Source organism: Halorubrum halodurans (genome assembly GCF_002252985.1).
Taxonomy (GTDB): Archaea; Halobacteriota; Halobacteria; order Halobacteriales; family Haloferacaceae; genus Halorubrum; species Halorubrum halodurans.
In genome coordinates this window covers 43,257-62,957 of record NZ_NHPJ01000099.1, presented here as the reverse complement: position 1 = coordinate 62,957, position 19,701 = coordinate 43,257, and the positions used below count along the sequence as shown (strand labels likewise).

General features: G+C 71.8%; 22 protein-coding genes. 8 read left to right on the top strand and 14 right to left on the bottom strand.

Going from position 1 to position 19,701, the window contains the following annotated elements; genetic code table 11:
• Positions 1 to 49: 49 nt before the first annotated feature.
• Positions 50 to 1,333, top strand: a complete 1,284-nt coding sequence (locus DJ70_RS11320) for a hemolysin family protein (protein ID WP_094533071.1) — start codon at positions 50 to 52, stop codon at positions 1,331 to 1,333.
• A gap of 9 nt (positions 1,334 to 1,342) precedes the next feature.
• Here the strand turns inward: DJ70_RS11320 and thpR are convergent, their stop codons facing one another.
• The 3 genes from thpR to DJ70_RS11305 form a co-directional block, all read right to left on the bottom strand.
• On the bottom strand, positions 1,343 to 1,933 hold the full coding sequence (thpR, locus tag DJ70_RS11315) for an RNA 2',3'-cyclic phosphodiesterase (RefSeq protein ID WP_094533069.1): 591 nt from the start codon (positions 1,931 to 1,933) through the stop codon (positions 1,343 to 1,345).
• Positions 1,934 to 2,049: 116 nt separating this feature from the next.
• Positions 2,050 to 3,120: a hypothetical protein gene (locus tag DJ70_RS11310; RefSeq protein ID WP_094533067.1), complete on the bottom strand. Its 1,071-nt coding sequence runs from the start codon at positions 3,118 to 3,120 to the stop codon at positions 2,050 to 2,052.
• Positions 3,117 to 4,115: a S49 family peptidase gene (locus DJ70_RS11305; protein WP_094533065.1), complete on the bottom strand. Its 999-nt coding sequence runs from the start codon at positions 4,113 to 4,115 to the stop codon at positions 3,117 to 3,119. Before DJ70_RS11305 ends, DJ70_RS11310 begins: the two co-directional genes overlap by 4 nt.
• Before the next feature lie 146 nt (positions 4,116 to 4,261).
• On the opposite strand from DJ70_RS11305, the gene DJ70_RS11300 reads away from it, so the two are divergent.
• From DJ70_RS11300 to DJ70_RS11290, 3 genes are all read left to right on the top strand, one after another.
• On the top strand, positions 4,262 to 5,140 hold the full coding sequence (locus DJ70_RS11300; RefSeq protein ID WP_094533063.1) for a tetratricopeptide repeat protein: 879 nt from the start codon (positions 4,262 to 4,264) through the stop codon (positions 5,138 to 5,140).
• Positions 5,141 to 5,440: a DUF424 domain-containing protein gene (locus DJ70_RS11295; RefSeq protein WP_094533061.1), complete on the top strand. Its 300-nt coding sequence runs from the start codon at positions 5,141 to 5,143 to the stop codon at positions 5,438 to 5,440.
• A 98-nt stretch (positions 5,441 to 5,538) separates the two neighbouring features.
• Positions 5,539 to 6,240, top strand: coding sequence for a TMEM165/GDT1 family protein (locus DJ70_RS11290; protein WP_094533059.1), 702 nt, complete (start codon positions 5,539 to 5,541; stop codon positions 6,238 to 6,240).
• 19 nt (positions 6,241 to 6,259) lie between these two features.
• Here DJ70_RS11290 and DJ70_RS11285 read toward each other — a convergent pair whose 3' ends face one another.
• Together DJ70_RS11285 and DJ70_RS11280 are read right to left on the bottom strand one after the other, a co-directional pair.
• Positions 6,260 to 7,447: a DUF2157 domain-containing protein gene (locus DJ70_RS11285; RefSeq protein ID WP_094533057.1), complete on the bottom strand. Its 1,188-nt coding sequence runs from the start codon at positions 7,445 to 7,447 to the stop codon at positions 6,260 to 6,262.
• An 84-nt stretch (positions 7,448 to 7,531) separates the two neighbouring features.
• Positions 7,532 to 8,644, bottom strand: coding sequence for a pyridoxal-phosphate-dependent aminotransferase family protein (locus DJ70_RS11280; RefSeq protein ID WP_094533055.1), 1,113 nt, complete (start codon positions 8,642 to 8,644; stop codon positions 7,532 to 7,534).
• Between the two features lie 142 nt (positions 8,645 to 8,786).
• Between DJ70_RS11280 and DJ70_RS11275 the strand changes: the two genes are divergently transcribed.
• A complete protein-coding gene (locus DJ70_RS11275) occupies positions 8,787 to 9,056 on the top strand; it encodes a DUF7533 family protein (RefSeq protein WP_094533053.1) in 270 nt (89 codons plus the stop codon).
• 46 nt (positions 9,057 to 9,102) lie between these two features.
• On the opposite strand, the gene DJ70_RS11270 is transcribed toward DJ70_RS11275, so the two are convergent.
• From DJ70_RS11270 to DJ70_RS17795, 5 genes are all read right to left on the bottom strand, one after another.
• Positions 9,103 to 10,155: a BGTF surface domain-containing protein gene (locus DJ70_RS11270; protein WP_094533051.1), complete on the bottom strand. Its 1,053-nt coding sequence runs from the start codon at positions 10,153 to 10,155 to the stop codon at positions 9,103 to 9,105.
• A 61-nt stretch (positions 10,156 to 10,216) separates the two neighbouring features.
• Positions 10,217 to 11,608, bottom strand: coding sequence for a M24 family metallopeptidase (locus DJ70_RS11265; protein ID WP_094533049.1), 1,392 nt, complete (start codon positions 11,606 to 11,608; stop codon positions 10,217 to 10,219).
• On the bottom strand, positions 11,605 to 13,449 hold the full coding sequence (locus DJ70_RS11260) for a UvrD-helicase domain-containing protein (RefSeq protein ID WP_094533047.1): 1,845 nt from the start codon (positions 13,447 to 13,449) through the stop codon (positions 11,605 to 11,607). Before DJ70_RS11260 ends, DJ70_RS11265 begins: the two co-directional genes overlap by 4 nt.
• Before the next feature lie 183 nt (positions 13,450 to 13,632).
• Positions 13,633 to 13,791, bottom strand: a complete 159-nt coding sequence (locus tag DJ70_RS17435; protein WP_179234043.1) for a DUF7563 family protein — start codon at positions 13,789 to 13,791, stop codon at positions 13,633 to 13,635.
• Between the two features lie 88 nt (positions 13,792 to 13,879).
• Positions 13,880 to 14,059, bottom strand: coding sequence for an HVO_0416 family zinc finger protein (locus DJ70_RS17795; protein WP_094533045.1), 180 nt, complete (start codon positions 14,057 to 14,059; stop codon positions 13,880 to 13,882).
• A gap of 155 nt (positions 14,060 to 14,214) precedes the next feature.
• Between DJ70_RS17795 and DJ70_RS11250 the strand changes: the two genes are divergently transcribed.
• On the top strand, positions 14,215 to 14,502 hold the full coding sequence (locus tag DJ70_RS11250) for a PRC-barrel domain-containing protein (protein ID WP_179234042.1): 288 nt from the start codon (positions 14,215 to 14,217) through the stop codon (positions 14,500 to 14,502).
• Between the two features lie 105 nt (positions 14,503 to 14,607).
• Here the strand turns inward: DJ70_RS11250 and DJ70_RS11245 are convergent, their stop codons facing one another.
• Complete coding sequence (locus DJ70_RS11245; RefSeq protein ID WP_094533043.1) at positions 14,608 to 15,150, bottom strand: CDP-2,3-bis-(O-geranylgeranyl)-sn-glycerol synthase; 543 nt, start codon at positions 15,148 to 15,150, stop codon at positions 14,608 to 14,610.
• A 144-nt stretch (positions 15,151 to 15,294) separates the two neighbouring features.
• Here DJ70_RS11245 and DJ70_RS11240 point away from each other — a divergent pair, with 144 nt between their 5' ends.
• The gene (locus DJ70_RS11240; protein WP_094533041.1) at positions 15,295 to 16,134 is read left to right on the top strand and encodes a proline dehydrogenase family protein; all 840 of its coding nucleotides are present in this window, start codon (positions 15,295 to 15,297) and stop codon (positions 16,132 to 16,134) included.
• 121 nt (positions 16,135 to 16,255) lie between these two features.
• Positions 16,256 to 16,993: a DUF502 domain-containing protein gene (locus DJ70_RS11235; protein WP_094533039.1), complete on the top strand. Its 738-nt coding sequence runs from the start codon at positions 16,256 to 16,258 to the stop codon at positions 16,991 to 16,993.
• Positions 16,994 to 17,062: 69 nt separating this feature from the next.
• Here DJ70_RS11235 and DJ70_RS11230 read toward each other — a convergent pair whose 3' ends face one another.
• The 3 genes from DJ70_RS11230 to DJ70_RS11220 form a co-directional block, all read right to left on the bottom strand.
• Positions 17,063 to 17,992, bottom strand: coding sequence for a branched-chain amino acid transaminase (locus tag DJ70_RS11230; protein ID WP_094533037.1), 930 nt, complete (start codon positions 17,990 to 17,992; stop codon positions 17,063 to 17,065).
• A 106-nt stretch (positions 17,993 to 18,098) separates the two neighbouring features.
• Positions 18,099 to 18,866, bottom strand: coding sequence for a 3,4-dihydroxy-2-butanone-4-phosphate synthase (ribB, locus tag DJ70_RS11225; RefSeq protein ID WP_094533035.1), 768 nt, complete (start codon positions 18,864 to 18,866; stop codon positions 18,099 to 18,101).
• The gene (locus DJ70_RS11220) at positions 18,866 to 19,648 is read right to left on the bottom strand and encodes a DUF120 domain-containing protein (protein WP_094533033.1); all 783 of its coding nucleotides are present in this window, start codon (positions 19,646 to 19,648) and stop codon (positions 18,866 to 18,868) included. The genes ribB and DJ70_RS11220 overlap by 1 nt, the downstream gene beginning before the upstream one ends.
• Between the last annotated feature and the right edge of the window lie 53 nt (positions 19,649 to 19,701).

Sequence of the window (19,701 nt, the reverse complement as noted above, 5' to 3'; positions counted from 1 at the left end):
GGCCGTCGGTCGCCGATACACCCTTTCGGGTCGACACGCATGTGGGGGTATGGACCTCACGCTCTCGTTTCTCGGGGCCGCCGCGATCCTCGCACTGACCGGGATCAGCGCCTTCTTCTCGAGTTCGGAACTCGCCGTGTTCTCGGTCGCGAAACACCGGGTCGACGCGCTCGTCGCCGACGGAACCGCCGGCAGCGCGGCGCTCTCGTCGCTCCGGGAGAACCCGCACCGCTTCCTCGTCACCGCGCTCGTGAGCAACAACGTCGCGAACATCGCGGCCGCCTCCGTCGCGACGGCCGTGCTCGTCCAGTACCTCCCGGCCGGGCAGGCCGCGACCGGCTCCACCGTCTTCACCTCGTTTTTCGTCATCGTCTTCGGCGAGATCGCGCCGAAGTCGTACGCGGTCGCGAACGCGGAGCGACACGCGCTCCGGGTCGCTCGCCCGGTCGTCGCCCTCCAGCGGCTCCTCCGACCCGTCCTCTACGTCTTCGAGGCCGCGAGCGGGGTCGTCACCCGCGTCGTCGGCGGCGACACGGCCATCGAGTCGTACCTGAGCCGCGAGGAGATCCAGACGCTCGTGCTCTCGGGCGAGGAGACCGGCGCACTCGACCCCGACGAGGGCGCGATGATCCGCGGCGTCCTCGACCTGGGCGCGACCCGCGTCACGGGCGTGATGATTCCCCGAACCGACATGGTGGCGGTCCCGGACACGGCGACGCCCCGCGAGGTCGTCTCCGCCGCCACGGCGGCACACGTCACGCGGCTGCCCGTCTACGGCGAGAACCGCGACGACGTGGTGGGGGTCGTCGACGTCCGCGACGCGATCCGCGCCGACGAGGCGGGCGAGGGGCTCGCGAGCGTGCTCGCGGAGCCGACGTTCGTCCCCGAGACGAAGCCGGTCGACGAGCTGTTCGCGGAGATGCGCGAGAGCGGCGCGCGCCTGGTCGTGGTCGTCGACGAGTTCGGCGCGGTCGTCGGGCTCGCGACCCTCGAGGACGTCCTCGAGGAGGTGGTCGGCGAGCTGGTCGGGCGCGGCGAGACCGACCACGTCGACGTCCTCGAGCCGGGCGTCGCGGTCGCGCGCGGCTGGACCACCGTCGCGTACCTCAACGACGCGCTCGGAGTCTCGCTGCCCACGGACGGCGGGTTCGAGACGGTCGCCGGGCTGATCACGGAGCGCGTGGGCCGGCTCCCCGAGGAGGGCGACCGCGTCGCGGTCGGCGACGTCACCCTCGTCGTCACCGAGGCGACCCCGACGCGGGTGACGCGGGTCCGCGTCGAACACCCGGTTTCGGCCCCCGACGATGGCGACCCCGCGGCGGAGTCGCCCTGACTCCCGGCGTCACTCCCGGAGGTCGAACGTCGCGATCGGCTCGTAGACCGGCCCGTCCTCCGTGAGCGTCGACTCGATCAGGGACGCCGATCCGACCTCGAAGCTTCCGAGTTCGGGGTCGCGCTCGCGGACGACCTCCCGCACGAGCTCCTTCCCGCGCCCGTCGTCCATCCGGGCGAGGGTGACGTGCGGCGTGAACGCGTGCTCCGCCGGCTCGAAGCCGAGCGCGGTCGTCTCCGCCTCCAGCGCCTCGTGGAGCCGAGTCAGCTCCTCGCCGCCCTCCCCGATCCCGGCCCAGACCACGGAGACGTACTCGAGCGAGGGGAAGACGCCGAGCCCCTCGACCGTGCAGTCGAACGGCCCGACGCCGGCGCGGTCGACGGCGCGCTCGCCGGCGGCGCGCACCGCCTCGAGGCGGTCGACGGCGACGTCGCCGAGGAACGTCAGCGTGAGGTGTGCCTGGTGCGGGTCCGTGGGGCGGATCCCCGGCGCGTCCGCGAGCGACGACTGGAGGTCGGCGAGCGGCTCCGCGAGGCGGTCGGGCAGCTCGACGGCGACGAACGCCCGGACGGCGGGCGACGACGATGACGACGGCGACATGGACGAGAGGGTCCGGTCGCCGGGCACTCATGCGTTCCGCCGAGCCGACGCTGTCGGTGCCGGTCGGTCGAAAAGACGGATCCGCGTCGGTCGACGACGAACGGGGACGCCCCTCGTCAGGCCGTCGTGTTCGTCGCGTTCGTCGGCGGCTGTTCGGGCTGAGTCGGCGGCTGCGTGGGCTGGGTCGGTCCGGTCGGCCCCTCGGGTTCCGTCTGCGGGGGCTGCGTCTCCGGGTCCCGGTCGTTCTCCACGAGGAACTCCGCCAGGTTCCCGATCAGGACGTCGTTGTCGGCGCGCTGGGCGTTCTCCGGCGAGAGGAAGCCGGCGTCGCCGACCATCACGACGCCGCCGTCGCGGACGAGAACCGGCGCGTCGGTCGCCGCCCGCGTCGTCGACAGCTCGCTGCCGTCGATCGGCCGGAACTCGTCGGTGCCCTCGGCCGCCGTCCCGACGGGCGTCACCGTCGGGAACATCGCGCGGTCGACCCCCTCGGTCAGATCGGAGTCGCCGGTCGGCGTCGCGTACACGCGCTGGTAGTTCAGGTCGTTCTCGACCATGTTGTACACGTAGCCCGGCTCGGTGGTGGTGTTGAGCGTGGCGTCGAGCGACGCGGGGCCCGGCTGGTCGAACGCCGCGTCGGGCTCGGTCGCCAGGACCATCCGGCCGTCGGCCTCGAGGAACGTTTCGATGTCCGCGAGCTCGTCCTCCTCGTAGTCGGTCCGGAACGTGACGAACGCGTCCGCCTCGGCGAGGTCCTCGCCGAGCGGGGTGGGACCGGACGCGCCCGGCTGGCTCGGGAACTGCCGTTGGTTCGCCTCCGGCGTGTACACCCGAACCTCGTGGCCGTTCTCGATGAGGGCGTTCGCCAGCGGCCGGATGTCGCGGTCGGCGACGCCACCGGTTCCGAACCCGATGAGCGACAGCGGGCTGATCGCCATGCCGCCGCCGGCCGCCCGGACGCCGGGATCGATGACGATCGTCTGTGACTCCGCGTCGCTGTCCATCGTCACGTTCGCCTCGCCCGGATCGTCGTCCGCGATCAGGTCCGTCGACTGGTAGTGATCGTTCTCGATCTCCGGTGCGGGGGCCGCGCCGTCGGCGGTGACGTAGCCGGCGAGCGCCGACCCGCCGGCGATCGTCGCGAACGTCACGAGGAACGCGACCGCCAGGGTGGCGAGGCGGCTCACGCGGAGACACCCCCGTTCAGGGAGGCCGCGGTGTCGTTCGCGGCGTGGCTTTCGGCGGTCGCGGCTCCGTCGGCTCCGCGCTCGACGGCGAGGTCGCTCCCCGCGAACCGCTCGACCGTGTCGACGTGCGGGACCGCCTCGAGGTGGACGTACGTGGAGGGCATCGGCTTGACGTCGGCGTAGCCGGGGTCGTTCGCGTACACCGCGACGACCTGCGAGTCGGTGCGGAGCAGGAACGGGATGCCGGCATCGAACCCGGTCTCGCGCGTGTCGACCCGGTAGTCGCCGAGTTCGGCGCGGGTCGCCGCCTCGTGGATCGCCTCGTTGAGCGAGCCGATCTCGTCGGCGAAGCCGTTCTGGACGGCCTCCGTGCCGAGGTAGACGTCGGCCTGTGCGACCTGCTCGCGGGGCATCTGGAACTCCTCGCCCCGCTCCGCCATCATCGCGTCGACGAACGTGTCGGCGAGCGTCTGCTGTTCGGCCCAACCCTGGATCTCGTTGCCGCCGGCCTTGTCGGGACCGCTCGGTCCGGTGACGGGCGGGGTCGACCGCGGGGCGGGCGCGTTCAGGCCGATGCTGCCGACCTGCGAGGTCGGCAGCACGTAGATGTCGTCGGCGGGCGCCATCGCGTAGTAGCCGCCGGAGGCGCTCATCGCCTGAACGCTCGCGATCACCGGCATCCGCTGGCTCGTGCGCTGGACCGCCTTGTACATGCGTTCGGAGGCGACCGGCGCGCCACCGGGCGTGTCGATCTTCAGGACGACGGCACCGACGGAGTCGTTGCCGCGGATCGCTGCGAGTTCGCTTTCGACGTCGTCCGCGAGGGCCGAGTTGACGGGGCCTTCGATTTCGACGACGGCCACCGTATCGCTCGTCTCGTTGGTCGCCGCGTACACGTTCGGAGCGACGACCGCTCCGAGCAACGCGGCGGCCAACACGACGATCGCGACCTGTCGTCGCGGGGTGATGGCCGTGGAGAGCTTGTTGGTAGACATTACCGGTTAGGTCCACTCGAGTGGGGCACATAAGGTTCCGGGTGATCGTAACGCGAATTTAACCCTGTCCCGTGGTACCGCGAGTCACGCTCCGCGGTCGACCGTCGACGTAACGCTTACCCGCCGTGGCCGACAGATCCGGGTATATGACCGACGAGCGCGACGCGAACCGCCACGAGTTCTCCGCGGGTCAGGGCGTCGACGCCGACTACGAGGAGTTCACCCTCGACCCCGAGGAGCTGGACGCGGACCCGACCACCGTCGACCCGGTCGACTCGCGGGCCCTCACGGACGTGCTCGACCGGCGGAACGTCGAGAGCGACGCCGTCGACGTCGAGCGGCTGATCGACGTGGGGCTCTCCTACATGGGGATCAACCGGTTCGAGGAGGCGACCGAGACGTTCGAGCGTGCCGCCCGGTTCGCGGAGGAGGACTCGCTGGAGGCACAGGAGGCGTGGGTGAACAAGGGCGCGGCCCACGCGGAACTCGAGGAGTACGACGAGGCGATCGGCGCGTACCAGGAGGCGTTGCGCATCGACGACGACTCCGAACACGCCGCGAGCGCCGAGACGAACCTCGCGTACGCGCTCTGGGAGTCCGGGAGCGGCGAGCAGGCGCTCGAACACGCCGAGCGGGCCGTGGACGTCGACCCGCGGTTCGCGCAGGCGTGGTACAACCGCGGCTTCCTCCTCGTCGAGCGCGGCCTCCACGAGGACGCCGTCAACTGCTTCGACAACGCGATCCGTCTCGGCTACCGCGACGCCGGAGTCCTGGAGGAGAAGGCCCGCGCGTTGGAGGAGGCGGGCGAACACGAGCAGGCCGAGGAGGTCGCCGACCGCGCCGAGGAGATCCGCCGGGAGGCCGAAGAGCGGATGGTCGAGGAGCAGGCCGGCCAGGGCGGCATGGGCGGCCAGGGCGGTCGAGGCGGCGGACGCGCCCCGAACGGCCGGGGCGGCCGCGGCGGGGAGCGCGGCGCGGGCGAGCCGGAACGCGAGCTTCACGGGGAGGGTCCAGAGGGCTTCTAGATGCTGCTTCGCGAGCGGGAGACGCCCGAGGGGACGCTCGTCTCGGTCTGTGACGCCGACTGTCTCGGCGAGAGCTACGACAACGGTCGCGCCAGCCTCTCGGTGACCGAGGAGTTCTACGGCGGCGACGACGCCGTCGAGGCCGACGCCGAGGCGGTCGTCGCCGCGCTCCACCGCGCACAGGTCGGCAACCTCGTCGGCCGGGAGTCGGTCGCGGTCGCGGTCGACGCCGGGCTCGTCGACGAGGAGGCCGTCCTGGAGTTCGACGGCACCCGACACGCCCAGCTGCTCTGGCTGTGACCGATCTCCCGTATGTACGACCCCTCCCTTTCGAGCGAGTCTGACTCCCGACCGTCGACGCGCCCGTCTCGGTCGACGCGTCGAGGCGGCGATCACGAATGACCGAGACCACGTGGCTGACCGTCCTGTTCATCGCCGCCGGCGCGCAGCTCGCGGTCCTGCCCGGCGAAAAGGTCCAACTGCTGATCGCCGGCCTCTCGACGCGGTACCGTCCCGCCGTCGTCGTGAGCGCGGCCGCGGCGTCGTTCGCCGGCTGGACCGTCCTCGAGATCCGGTTCGGCCGGGCGCTCACCCGGACGCTACCGGGGATCTACCTGGACGCGCTGACGGCGATCCTGTTCGTCGTCTTCGCGTACCTGCTCGTCCGGAGCGCCCCGGCCCCCGACGCCGCGAACCCGGAGGCGACCGCCGACCGGCTGAGCGACGGGGGCGAACTCGACGTGCGGGTCCCGCTCGTCGGCTGGCGGGTGCCGAACCGCTTCGGCGGCTTCCTCCCGATCTTCGCGATGATGGCGTTCGGCGAGTTCGGCGACAAGACCCAGTTCGTCACCATCTCGCTCGCCACCCAGTACGGCGCGTTCCCGACCGCGATCTGGACCGGCGAGATGCTCGCCATCGTCCCCGTGAGCCTCGCGAACGCGTACTTCTTCCACCGCTTCTCTCACCGGTTCGACCTCCGAAAGGCGCACTTCGCCGGCGCGGCGCTGTTCGGCTTCTTCGCGCTCGATTTCGCCGCGAACGTCCTCGTCGGCGTCTCGCTGTGGGAGACCGGGATCGACGCGCTCGCCGGGCTGGCGTGAGCGGTCGCCGGGACGGTTCTCAGCCGATCCGCGCGAGCACCGCCCGCCGGCCGCGCTCCGCGCCGAGCCCCGCGGCGAGCAGAACCGCCCCCGCGACGACGAGCGCCAGCGACCCGGAGATCGCGTCCCCCACGGGGCCGGCGACGAAGGCGACCACACCGAGGACGAACCCGAGCGCCGCCACGTTCGCCGGGGCGGCTTCCCGGAGGCCCACCGCGCCGACGACGAGCGCCAACACGACGCCGAGCAGGCAGCCGAGCGCGACCAGCGACCCCGCGAAGTCGCCGACGTGCCGGGGGATGCCCCACGCGACCGCGGCCGCGACGGGGGCCGCGACCGCGGGCGCGGTCGCGTACCGCGCGAGCCTGTCGTCGCCGGCGTGACCCACCGCGACGGCGGCGGCGACGACGCTCGCCGCGACGAGCAGGACGGTTCCGGCGGAGAGCCCCTCCGGCGGCGATCCGACCGCGACGACCGGCACGAGCGCGGCCGCCGCGAACGCCCCGCCGATCCAGCGGAGCGTCGCCGCGAACCGCGGGAGCGCGGGGCTCTCGTCGGTCGTGAGCCCGGCAACGTAGAGGAGGCCGCCGTACGCCCCGAACAGGAGCACGAACTCCGCCGGGTCGGTCGCCGACGCGAGGGTCGCCGCGCCGAGGATCGCCCCCGCGCCCCCGATCGGCCGCGAGTCGAGTCCCGCCCCGATCGCGACCGCGACCGCGGTCCACGCCGCCAGCAGCCACGCCCGTGCGGCGTCGACGTCGACGACGGTCGTCAACTCGGCGAGCCGAAAGAGGGTCACGCCGGTGAAAAGCGCCGCGAGCAGCCACAAGCCGTGGGCGGTCCTGGGAGAGTCCTCCCGGAGTCGCGTCCCGCCGGCGGCGGCGACGAGGGGCACGCCGACGAGGATCGCGACCCGCGCGACGATCGGGATCGACTCCCAGCGCTCGTAGAGGTACGCCCCGACGCCGACGGCGACGAGGACGCCGCCCATTAGCGCCAGCGCGACGACGACCCGGTTCTCCTCGAGGAGGCCGCGCCCGCGGTCGGCCGACGCGTCACCTGCGTCGTCGGCCTCGGCGGTGTCGTCGTCGGTCTCGGGGACCTCGTCCGCCCGCTCGAACTCCCGGATCCGCGACGCGGTCTCCTCGTTTATCACGCCCGCGTCGATCCAGCGGTCGAGCGCCGCGCGGAGGGAATCGCGGTCCATGGCGGGAGGAACCGCGGGACGACTCAAGTATCTTGTCGCGGGGTCGGTCGCTCCCGCCTCGACCCGTTGATCGGAAGCCGGCCGCTACAGTCCCGCGACGTCCTCGATGGCGTCGGTGAGTTCCCGCACGCTCTCGACGGTGTGTTCGCCCATGTGGCCGATCCGGAACGTCTTCTCGCCGAGCCGCGAGCCGTACCCGTTCGAGAAGGCCATGTCGTACTCCTCGCTCACCGCCTCGATGGTCCCGGCCACGTCGATCCCCCGCGTGTTCTCGATACAGGCGACCGTCTGCGACTCGTACCCAGCCTCGGGGAACATCGCGAAGTGCTCGTCCGCCCACTCGTGGACGTACTCCATCATCTCGCGGTGTCGCTCGTCGCGGGCGCGGTGGCCCTCCTCGAGCATGTGTTTCATCTGCCTGTGGTACGCCAGCATGACCGGAATCGCGGGCGTCGAGTGGGTCTGGCCCTTGCGGTCGTAGTAGTCGATCGTCCGGCGGAAGCCGCCGTACCACGAGGAGGTGCCCTTCTCGACCTCGCGCTCGTAGGCGTCGTCGCTGACGACGCAGACCGCGAGCCCCGGCGGCATCGCGAACGCCTTCTGGGTCGACGCGAAGATCACGTCGATGCCGTGTTCGTCGATGTCAACGTGGTCGCCGCCGAGCGCGGAGACCGCGTCGACGACGAAGTAGGTGTCCGGGTACTCCGCGATCACGTCGCCGATCTCCTCGATCGGGTTCCGGACGCCCGTCGAGGACTCGTTCATGACGGTGGCGACCACGTCGTACTCCGTCTCCGAGGACTCGAGGTGCGCGCGGACGTCCTCCGGCTTGACCGCCTCGCCCCACTCGTACTCGAGGCGGTCGACGTCCTTGCCGAGCCGCTCCGCGACGTTGGCGTGGCGCTCGCTGAAGCTCCCGCAGGTCGGCACGAGGATGTTCTCGTCGACGAGGTTGAGCGTCGACGCCTCCCAGAACTCGGTGCCGGAGGCGGTCAAGATCACGACCTCGTTGTCGGTGCCGAGGAACGTCTTCGTGTCCTCGACGATGGTGGTGTAGAGATCCGTCATCCGGTCCATGCGGTGGCCGAACATCGGCTGGGCCATCGCCTCGATGACGTCCTCGCGGACCTCCGTCGGACCGGGGATGTACAGGGTCTTGTCCTGGTACTCGTCGCAGTATTCGCGTTTCTTCGTCACTGGGGTCACCCGATACCGTACACCGGGTCGGGAGACGGTATGGTACTTTTGATGCCGCCGCGGGAGACCGGTCCGCGGAACGTGCGCCCGGTCGGCCGCTCCAACAGAGCCGTTTATCCGGACCGGGGCGATAGGGGGCCACATGAGCCTCGGGCTGTTCGACATGATCGGGCTGGCGGCGTCGCTCGTGTTCGCGCTGCCGCTCGCGAACTACGCGGTCGTTCGCCTCCTCGCCGGCGAGACGGCCCTCGGCGCCGGACTGCTCGTCGTCGCCGCCGCGATGGTCGTGTTGCCGCAGTACTTCCTCGACCCCGGTCGGATCCTCCGGGGACTCCTCCGCGGGCTCCTCCCGCGACAGCTCCGCGGCGACGACGCGGAGGCCGGCTCGGACGGCGATCCCGCCGAGAAGTGACGGCCTCTACGGCTCCGTCCCGCTCGCTCCGTCCCGTCGCTCCGCGTTACTCGCCTCGTCGGCTCGCGACGAGTGCGCCGCCGAGCAGCGCGAGCGCGGCCGCGACGACCCCGAAGCCGGGGACGCTGGTGTCGGTTCCGTCGTCACTCCCGCTTCCGTCGTCGGCGCTTCCGGATCCGTCCTCCGCGCCGTCCCCGTCACCGTCCTCGACGCCGATCGACTCGTCGACGACGAGGACGTCGTGCTCGTTCCCCCCGTCGAGCGCGTCGTTCCCGGCGACCGTCAGCGTCGCGCGGTCGCCGTGGCTCGTCTCGCCGAGGTCGAACCGCACGGTCGCCTCCCCGTCCTCGACCGTCGTCTCCTCGGTCTTGATGTAGGCGGGGCTCGCGTCGCCGGCGGAGCGGAGCCGCACCGTCACGGTCTCGCCGTCCGCCAGGTCGACCGGCACGGTCACGTCCGTCTCGCTCGGCTCGACGACCACGTCGGCCGCCTCGACGTCCGACTCGGTGACGGTCGCCTCGGCGGAGCCGTCCTCGCCGTCGCCGGCCGAGCCGTCCCCGCCGTCTCCGGCCCCGTCCCCGGCCGACGCGGGCTCGACGACCAGGCTCCCGACGTCGGTCGTCTCCCCGCCGTCCGCGACGAGCTCGACGTCGTAGCTCCCGGCGGCGATCGGCTCGCCGAGGTCGGTCTCGCCGCCGATCGACACCGTGGCGTCGCCCTCGGCGGCGAGGGGCGTCCCGTCGCCGCCGGTCTCGGCGTGGTCGAAGACGAGCGACGTGGTGCCGTCGTCCGCCGGCGTCACGGTCGCGTGGAGCTCGTACCCGCTCGTCGACTCGTCGCCGATGGTGACCGAGAACTCCTCGACGCCGTCGGTCTCGACGTCGAGGGCGGCGGTGCCGCCCTCCTCCACGGTCGCGATCGACGCGTCGAGACTGGCGGCGTCGTCGGCGGCCGCGGTCCCCGCGAACGCGCTCCCGACGAGCGCGACCCCGACGACCGCCGCCGCGGCCACGAGGACCGCGGCCGCGGCCGGAAGCAGTTTTCTCGCGATACGTCGAACCGATGCGGCCTCGTCGGCCGTGGAGGGCTGTGTCGCCATGTGGTTCGACGATCGAACGGGGTTTCAAAAGGTGCCCCGGTGGCTCAAACGGCCGTCGTAGTCACCGATCGACCGCCCGACGGCCGTCGGGTTCCTCCCGGTCGACGGGCGTCGTCCCGAACGGATACGTCGCGGGGAGCTCGTACCCGTCCTCCCGCACGACGACCAGGTCGCCGAGGCGGACGCCGCCGGTCGCGGGGTCGTACACGCCGGGCTCGACCGCGAGCACGTGCCCCGAACGGAGGGCCGCTCCCCCGGGCAGCGCCGGCGGCTCCCGGCGGGACAGCCCGACGCCGTGACCGGTGTCGTGGGGGTATCCGGGCTTGCCCGGCGACGCGTTCGGGTCGAAGCCGTACGCGGCCAGTTCGGCGGCGGCCTCCCCGTGGACGGTCGCCGCGGGGGCTCCCGGCTCCACCTCCGCGAGCGCGGCCTCGCGGGCGGCCTCGACCGCGACGTACGCCCGGCGCTCCCAGCCGCCGTCGCCGTCGACCACGAACGTCCGTGTCAGCGCGCCGTGGTACCCGTCCGGTCCGCGCGGTGCGAGGTCGACGACGACCGTCTCGCCCGCCCGGATCGGGGCGTCGCGGTCGAGGGCGTCGGGAGCGGCGACGGACCCGGTCCCGTCGTGACGGTCCGCGGCGTCCCGCCCCGCGGCGACGGCGGTGGTCCCCCCGCCGGCGACGCCGCGTTCGGCGAGCGTCGCGTTCACCGCCCGCCGGAGCCGTTCGGTCGTGAGCGGGTCGCCCTCCCAGCGGAGGACGGGTCGCGCGTCGTCCGGGACGTCGGGACCGCTCTGGTCCGCCGACCCCTCGATCGGCTCGCTCCGCGCGAGCACCGTCTCCGCGCGCGCCATTCCGGCGACTGCGGCCCGCTGTACCCGCCGGATCCGGTCCAGTTCCGCCGGCGTCTTGCCCGCCCGCGCGTCGGCCACGACCGGGGTCGACGCGGGGTCGTAGCCCGTCCGCTCGAGGTAGACGGCCGCGTCATGGGGGACGGTGCGCGGGACGAGGACGCGGCTGCGGTCGGCGGCCCCGCTCTCGTCGAGGACCGCCGCGGCGCGGACGCCGACGGGGTCGCCGTCGTCCCCGGTCCGAACCCCGCGGACGACCCCGTCGTGGAAGGCGTCGGGGTCCTCGGGAGCCGCCCCGGATCGGGGCGGTCCGTCGCCCGCCGTCCCGGTCCGGGCGGCGTCGACGAACGCCCGCTCGACCCGGCCCGCGATCTCCCCCGGCGCGAGGAGGACGGCTCGCGGCGGCGACGACGCGGAGCCGGGCGTCACGACGACGCCGCACGTCCGGTCCGGCGCGCGAACGCGAGCCAGGTATCGCAGGTCGTCGTCGCGGCCGTCGCCGACCGCGACGAACCCGGCCGCGTCCGCCGTCCCGACCGCCTCGACGACGGGAGAGAGGTCGGTCCGGAGCGGGCGGAACTCGGGGACGTCCCCGCCGCTCACGGCTCGGGCTCGGGGACCGCCACCTCGTCCTGGACCTCCTCGACGAGCTCCTGTGGCGGCTCCTCGCGGAGCTCGTTGAACAACAGCACGCTGATCGGGAGCGTCGGCGCGCCGCCGATGAGGCTCTCCATGACCACGAGCCGCTCGCGGGCGCGGGACATCCCGACGTAGAACACCCGCCGCTCGTTGTCGGTGAGCACCGGCACGGGGCTCGTCGTCTTGGTGAACTCCTCGACCCCGTCGACGTCGGTGGGGTCGTCGATGGAGGCCGCCATCTGCTCGACCACCTTCTCCGTCAGGTCGGTCGCGACGAAGACGTGGTCGGCCTCGCGGCCCTTCGCGGAGTGGATGGTGCCCACGCGAACGCGGGTCGGGTCCATCCCCGCGTACTCGCCCTCGAAGTACGCCCCCATCGACTTCCGCTGGAAGCTCGTCACCTTCCGGACCATGTCGTCGGCGCTCGTCGCGTCCGGCAGGAACGGGATCCGGTCGCGGACCTCGTCGGTCGGCACCTCGACCAGCGAGATGTCGTCGGCGTCGGCGGCCTCCTCGCGGTCGTCGACGAAGTCGTAGAACGCCTCGCGGTCGTGGGTGCCGAACGCCGACTCCTGGAGCATGTCCGCCAGCCGGCGGGCCTCGAGCAGGGTGATCGGCTCGTCGTCGTCGAGCTTCTCGATCGCGGAGACGTAGTCCCGGACGCGGTCGGTCCACATCCGCCCGTCCGTCAGCATCGTGAAGGGGATCCCGTGGTCGATGAACTCGTCGATGAAGTCGAACATCTGGTAGCGCGCGCGGAACAGACACATCACGCTGCCCTCGTCGTCCTCGACGGTGTAGCGGACGTTCCGGACGAGCTCGAGCATCGACGGCGACTCGATCGCCTCGACGGTGCCGCCCTCCTTGCGGGGGTGGAGGTCCTTCTCCTGGCGCTTGTCGATGTGGCGGATCTCCGCGTTGACGACGTTGAGGATCTCCGAGGGAAGCCGGTAGGAGTTCGGGAGGATGACGTCCTCGTCCACGTCGGTCTCCAAGAGGAGGTCGGGGTCCGCCCCCTGCCAGGCGTAGACGACCTGGTCGTCGTCGCCGGCGATGAGCACCTTCTCCATGTGGGGTTTCCACTCCTCGAAGACGCCGTACTGGAGCGTCGTGATGTCCTGGAACTCGTCGATGACCAGGTACTCGACGTTGGGCACGAGCGAGCGCTGGGCGACGCGCTCGAGCATGTCCGCGAAGCCGACGAGGCCGTGTTCGCCCTTGTAGGCACGCCACGCGCGGATCGTCTCCGGGATGTCGATCCGGTCGTCGTCGGAGGGCCACGTCGGCGTGTACTTGTTGCCCTGCTGGGCGTTCGGGTCCTCCTCGGGGGGGAGCCTGACCTCCTCGACGTTCCACTGGAAGGGGACGTCGTACCAGTCGGCCACGTCGCGCTCGGTGCGTTGAAGCCACTGGGAGGTGGCGATGATCTTGTTGCCGATCGTCGTCGACCGGGCGGTCCGGCGGCCGGCCCCGCCGTGTTGGTCCTCGAACTCGATGCCGTACTCCGCACAGAACTCCTCCTTGTCGTCCTCGCCGACCACGTCCCCCCGCGAGAGGTCGAGCAGCTCGTAGGCCTTCGCGTGCATCGTACAGACGTTCCCCTGGAGGCTTCGCGGGGAGACGTCGAGGCGCTCCGCCAGCCGCTCGCGGATCTCCGCGGCGGCCGCGCGGGTGTAGGAGACGACGAGCACGTCGCGGACGTCGGCCGCCTCGTCCTCGAGGATCCCCTCCACCCGATCGAGGAGGGCCGTGGTCTTCCCGCTGCCGGGGCCGCCGAACAGTCGCGTTACGGTGGGGTCGTTCATTACCGACTACTGATCGCGGCTCTCCTTAAACGCCGTGGCTCGGTGACGGGGCGTTCGGGCCGCCTACGTCCCCGTCGGGGAGGGAGCGGGCCGCCGGGGTCGTCGCCGCGGTCGCCGACGACGGAGGCGGGACGGCGGGGGATCCGGCGGATCGGTGGAGGAGTCGACCGCCGGCGGGAGACGTCAGTTGCTTCGGGTCGCGCGCGCTTCTCGCACGTCGGCACCGTCACGGACCAGGTCCTCACAGCCCGGACAGACGCGGGGTCGGTCCACGTCGTTCGGCGTGAACACCCTGACGTAGTCGGCCGTGACGAACGAGCCGCAGTTCTGGCAGGTCGGCATGCTCGCCACTAACCGATCGTTACATATAATACTGCCGCCGCACGCGGCGGAAAGAAAACCGCTAACCGGTCGATCGGTGCCGTCGGCGTCAGGCCGGACGCCAGTCGCAGACGGAGCAACTGGCGGCTCCTTCCGGGTGAAGCGCACCACACTCGGGGCACTGAAGCTTGTTATACGATCGCTCCCAGCGTACGATCTCCGTCTCGTGGCCCCGGTCGGACAGGAACTCGTCGAACACGTCGTCGTTCGTGCTGGGTGCGCTAGACATTGCGTGACAACCTATGCCACGGTAGCATAAGTATCTTTCCGTGGTTCCGGATCCGGCCGCTCGCCCGACGGGAGCCGATCGATCGGTCACGGAGCCCTCCCACGATCCGCCGATCCCGTACTTTTTTGTCCCGCTCCCGCCCACGTACCGATGGCATGTCCACGGTCCTCGCGAGCGCCCTCCCCGAGAAGCCGGTGCTCAGCGCAGACGGCAGGAAGCTCGGTACCGTCCACAACCTCACCATCGACCCGCGGTCCGGCGACTTCGAGACGCTCCTCGTCGCGCCCGGTCCCGACGGGGTCGACCCCGACGAGATACTCCCCGACACGACCGCGACCGCCGAACGGACGCCGGCGAGGGGTCGGAACCCGACGCGGCCGACCCCGACGACGAGACGATCCGGATCCCCGGCGACGCCGTCGCCGCGGTCGGCGATCAGGTGATAGTCGACCTCTCGCGGGAGCCGGTCCGGTAGCGACGGGCGGGGCCCTCCGTGCGGGAACGTCTCGGCCCCGCCGGATCCCCCTCGGCGCGACCCCGTCGCGGCGTCACCACGGTTCGTTCTTCAGTCCGAGCCCGTAGGCGGCGACGTTCGTCGCCACGTGGAGGACGGGCGTCATCACGACGACGACCGCGAGAACCGGAAGCGTGAAGACGCTCGTCGCCCAGGCCGGCGCGACGAGGAAGGCGGCCGCGAGCGCGCCGACGACGAAGTCGAGCTGGTCCAGTCCGGGAAACGACGCCCCCCGTTCGCGGCCGGAGCGCCGCTTGAGGAAGGAGGCGCCGACGTCGCCGGCCATCGCGCCGAACGCGAGCGCGACCGCCGCGGGGAGCTCGAACGTCGGGAGGTCGACGCCGAGCGCCGCGCTCGCGGGGTCGACGACGGCGTTGAGTCCGAGCGCGACGAGCACGCCGACGGCCGTCCCGACCGCGGTGCCCCGCCACGTCTTCCCGTCGCCGAGCAGCCGCGCGCCCCGCCACTCGCGGCCGCCGTCGATGGGGCGACCGCCGCCGGCGAGCACCGCGGCGTTGTTCGGCACGTACGCTGGCACCATCGCCCAGAACGCGGTCGCGACGAGGGAACCGACCATGCCGGCCCCACGCCCGTCCGGGTCATATAAACCGCGGATCCAACGAGGGGCCGCGGATCCGAGAGGGCACGGGCGGCCGACCCTCGACGTCCGCTCGGATCGACGGGTGACAACGCTCAAGTCGGGCGACGTCCTCCTCCCGGTATGATCCCCCCGATCGCGCGCCGGTTCGTCGCCGGCGAGAGCGTTCCCGAGGCGCTCGACCACGCACGGGCCCGCAACGAGGAGGGCATCGGCGTCATCCTGAACCTGCTCGGGGAACACTACGACGACCCCGCGGACGCCCGCGCCGACGCGGACGCGTACCGACGGCTCCTCGACGACCTGGCCGGCACGGACCTCGACGCCTGTATCTCCGTGAAGCCCTCGCAGATCGGCCTCGACGTCTCCGCCGACCTCTTCGAGGAGCAGTACCGCGACCTGGTCGCCCACGCCCACGAGCGCGACGCGTTCGTCTGGTGTGACATGGAGGACGCCGACACCACGGACGCCACCCTCGACGCCTTCGAGTCGATCGCGGCCGACTACCCCTGGAGCGTCGGCCAGTGCGTCCAGTCGAACCTCAAACGGACCCGCGAGGACCTCGAGCGCCTCGTCGACGTCCCCGGCGTGGTCCGGCTCGTGAAGGGGGCGTACGACGAGCCCGACTCGATCGCCTACACGGACAAGGCTGACGTCGACGAGGCGTACCGCGGCGACATCGAGTTCCTCTTCGAGCACCGTGACCGGGGGGTCGCCGTCGGCAGCCACGACCCCGCGATGATCTCGCTCGCCAACCGGCTCGGGGCCGAACACGACACCGACTACGAGATCCAGATGCTGATGGGCGTCCGCGAGGACGCCCAGCGCGACCTCGCGCGGCAGGGCGTCGCGGTGAACCAGTACGCGCCCTACGGCGGCAAGTGGCTCTCGTACTTCTACCGTCGCGTGCGCGAGCGCAAGGAGAACCTCACGTTCGCCCTGCGGGCGGTCGTCGGTCGCTGAGCCCCCGCCACGCGGGTCGCCGTCGACGTCGGCGTGCCCGGACGCGGCCCGCCCGGCGACCACTCGCTCGCCCGACATGAGAAGCCCTCTTAAGCGTCCCCGTCGCATACCGGGACGATAGATGTCCACGTGGAAACGCGACTTCGCCAGCGGGCTCATCGTGTTGGCCCCGCTCCTCGTTCTGCTCCTCGTCGTTCGGTGGATCTACCTCCACATCGCGTCGATCCCGCTCATCGACGCGCTCCAGCCCGACGCGATCCCCGCTCCGCTGGAGCCCGTCTCGCGGGTCGTCATCGCCATCGCGGTCCTCTCGACGCTCGTGCTCGCGGTCGGGTACTTCATGCGGACGACGCTCGGCCGGCTCGCGGAGGCGAAGGTCGACGACGCGATAAACCGGATCCCCGCGCTGCGCGTGGTGTACAACGCCTCGAAGCTGGCGGCCGAGACCGCCATCTCCGGCACCGACGAGCTCCAGAACCCGGTGTACCTCGAGACGTGGCCCGGCATCCGGATGACCGCGTTCCGGACGGGCAAGAAGACCCGCGACGGGAAGATCGTCCTCTTCATGCCGACCGCCCCGAACATCACCACCGGCTTCGTCATCGAGGTCGAGCCCGAGCGGGTCGAGGACACCGGCGAGAGCGTCGAGGAGGGGATGACGCGGATCCTCTCGGCCGGCTTCGGCGAGTCCGCCCACCAGATCCCCGTCGAGGAGGAGCGGCCGCCCGCGGACGACGGACCGGAGGACCACCGTCCCGGCGTCGGGCAGCCGGGGAAGGCGGCGGGGGAGCGCCCGGAGGGCGACGGCGGGACCTCGACCGGGGACGCGGACGGATCGACCGGGACGTCCGGGTCGTGACGGACCCGCGCCGCCGGTTCGCGGCGAGGGGGTCACCGTCGCGGCGGGGTCACCCCGTCGTGAGCCGGCCTAGAGGTACGTGAACCACTCGTCGTGGTCGTCGGTCCGGCGCTCGATGACCTCGAAGAACGCCTCCTGGAGCTCCTCGGTCACCGGGCCGCGGCTGCCGTTCCCGATCTCCGTGTCGTCGACGGAGCGGATCGGCGTCACCTCGGCTGCCGAGCCGGTGAAGAACAGCTCGTCGGCGGTGTACAGCTGCCCCCGCGAGATGACGGCCTCGTCGTGGACGGTGTAGCCGCGCTCCTCGGCCAGCGTGATCACGGTGTCGCGGGTGATCCCCTCGAGGATCGACTGCGCCTGGCCGGTGGTGTACACCTCGCCGTCGTTGACCATGAAGACGTTCTCGCCCGGCCCCTCCGCGACGTTCCCCTCCTTGTTTAAGACGATCGCCTCGACGTAGCCGTTCCGGCGGGCCTCCTCGCCGGCGAGCATGGAGTTGACGTAGAGCCCGGTGGTCTTCACGTTCGTCGGGACCTGCGAGGAGGCGTGTTTCCGCCAGGAGGAGACCATCACGTCGACGCCCTCCTCTAAGGCCTCCTCGCCGAGGTACGTCCCCCACGGCCAGGCCGCGAGGACGAGGTCGGTCGGGCAGTCGCCCGGCGAGACGCCGAGCGAGTCGTAGCCGTAGTAGGCGATCGGCCGGATGTAACAGGAGGTCAGGTCCTGCCGGTCGAGGAGTTCGAGGATCGCCTCCGTGATCTCCTCGCGGGAGTGTTCGATCTCCATGTCGTACATCTTCGCGGAGTCGAAGAGGCGGTCGAGGTGCTCCTCGAGCCGGAAGACCGCGGTTCCCTCCTCGGTCTCGTAGCTCCGGAGCCCCTCGAACACGCCGGTGCCGTAGTGGAGCGCGTGCGTGAGGACGTGGGTGGTCGCGTCCTCCCAGTCGAGGAACTCCCCGTTCTTCCAGATCGTGTCGACGTCCATCTCGTCGAAGCCCATACTACCGAACTCGATGCGTCCGGGCTTAAAATTATGACATACCACCCCGCCCCGCCGGATCCACGGATGAGCGAGGCGAGCGCCTCGGGGCTTGACCCCGACCGGTTCACCGCAGCGCCTCGACGAGGGCCGCGCCCTCGACGTAGGGGATCCCGCGCCGCTCCGCGTAGGCGGCGGCGTCGGCGGGCGCGAGCGCGTCGCCGGTCTCGTCGTCGAGCATCTCACACACCACGGCGGCGGGCGCGGCGTCGACCGCCTCGGCGAGCGCCAGCCCCAGTTCGGTGTGACCCACGCGGTCCGCGAGTCCCTCGACCGCGCCGCGCAGGACGTGGACGTGGCCGGGCGCGCGGAACGACGCCGCGAAGTCCTCGGGGGTGTACCCGTCGGGGTCGGCGGCGGCCGCCGCGGCCGCGTGCGCCACCTCCGTGATCGTCAGCGCCCGGTCCGCGTCCGTGATCCCCGTGAACGTCTCGCGGTGGTTCACCGGCAGCGAGAACGAGGAGCGGTCGTCGTAGGCCGGGTCGTCGTTCACGGCGGGGTGATCGAGCGCGTCCGCGAGGAACGGGAGCCCGAACGCGTCCGCGACCGCGTCGTCGACGGCGACGCAGATCAGCCCGCCGGCGTCGTTGCGCATGTGCGCCACCGCCGCGGCGTCGACCGCGCCCGCGGGGTAGACGATGTCCGTCTCCCCCTCGCGGTCCGCGAAGTCGTGGACACAGACCGGGTCGCCGGCGCGGAACGCCGCCAGCGCGCGGTCGACCGCGGCGGTCGCGTCCCGGTCGGCGTTCCCGTCGTCACCGTCCGCATCGCCGACCGTCGCCGGCGCGTCGGCCGGGTCGGGCTCCGCCTCGGAACCCTCGGCGTCGGCGCGCATCAGGCCACCTCCCCGAGCGGCTCGTCGGGGTCCTCCGGCTCGCCGGAGTCCTCGAACGCGTCCGGGTCGTCGGGCGCGTCCGCCCGCGACGTCGCCTCGACGCGGACCTCGATCGTGTCGCCGTCCGTCAGATCGAGCTCCGCCCGGAGCTCGTCGGGGGCGATCACCTCCAGTTTGTCGTCGTCGTGGTGGGTGCGGTCGGGGACGATCGCGTGGCCGTCCTCGTAGCGCCCGTCGTCGGCGACGAGCGTGACGGCGTAACACGCGGCCGCGCCGTAGGTGCGGTCCTCGTCCTCCCAGGCGTCGATCGGGACGGCGTCGATCCCCGCGATCTCGCCGCGCCGGCGGACGCTCTCCGCGTCGAGTTCGAGGTTGAGCGTGCCGGGGAACGGCTCGTACCCCAGCCGGGCGGCGAACTGCGCCGCGTACCCCGGCAGGGTGATGTAGTGGCGGCCCTCGCCCATCCCGCCGGTGACGGCCCCCCGGAGGACGAGTTCGACGTCGCTCTCGAAGAGCCGGCGGTAGTCGGCGTACTCGCCGCGGAGGGCGGCCTCGCCCGCGTCGGTGACCCGGACCCACTGGCCGTCGCCGACCACGTCGCGTTCGAGCAGCCCCGCGGACTCGAGCGTCTGGAGGCGTCTGGAGGCGGTCTGGGTCGACGCGTCGAGGCGGTCGCCGAGCGCCGCACACGACACCTTCGTCTCGGTCAACCCGCCCGCGAGCGCGACGTGTTTCAACGCCGCCATCGCCGCCGGGTCGGCCGCCGCCGTCGCTTCTGACATGCCTCGATCGAGGGAGCCCGCACGCAAAAGTATAACGAATATGCGATGGATCT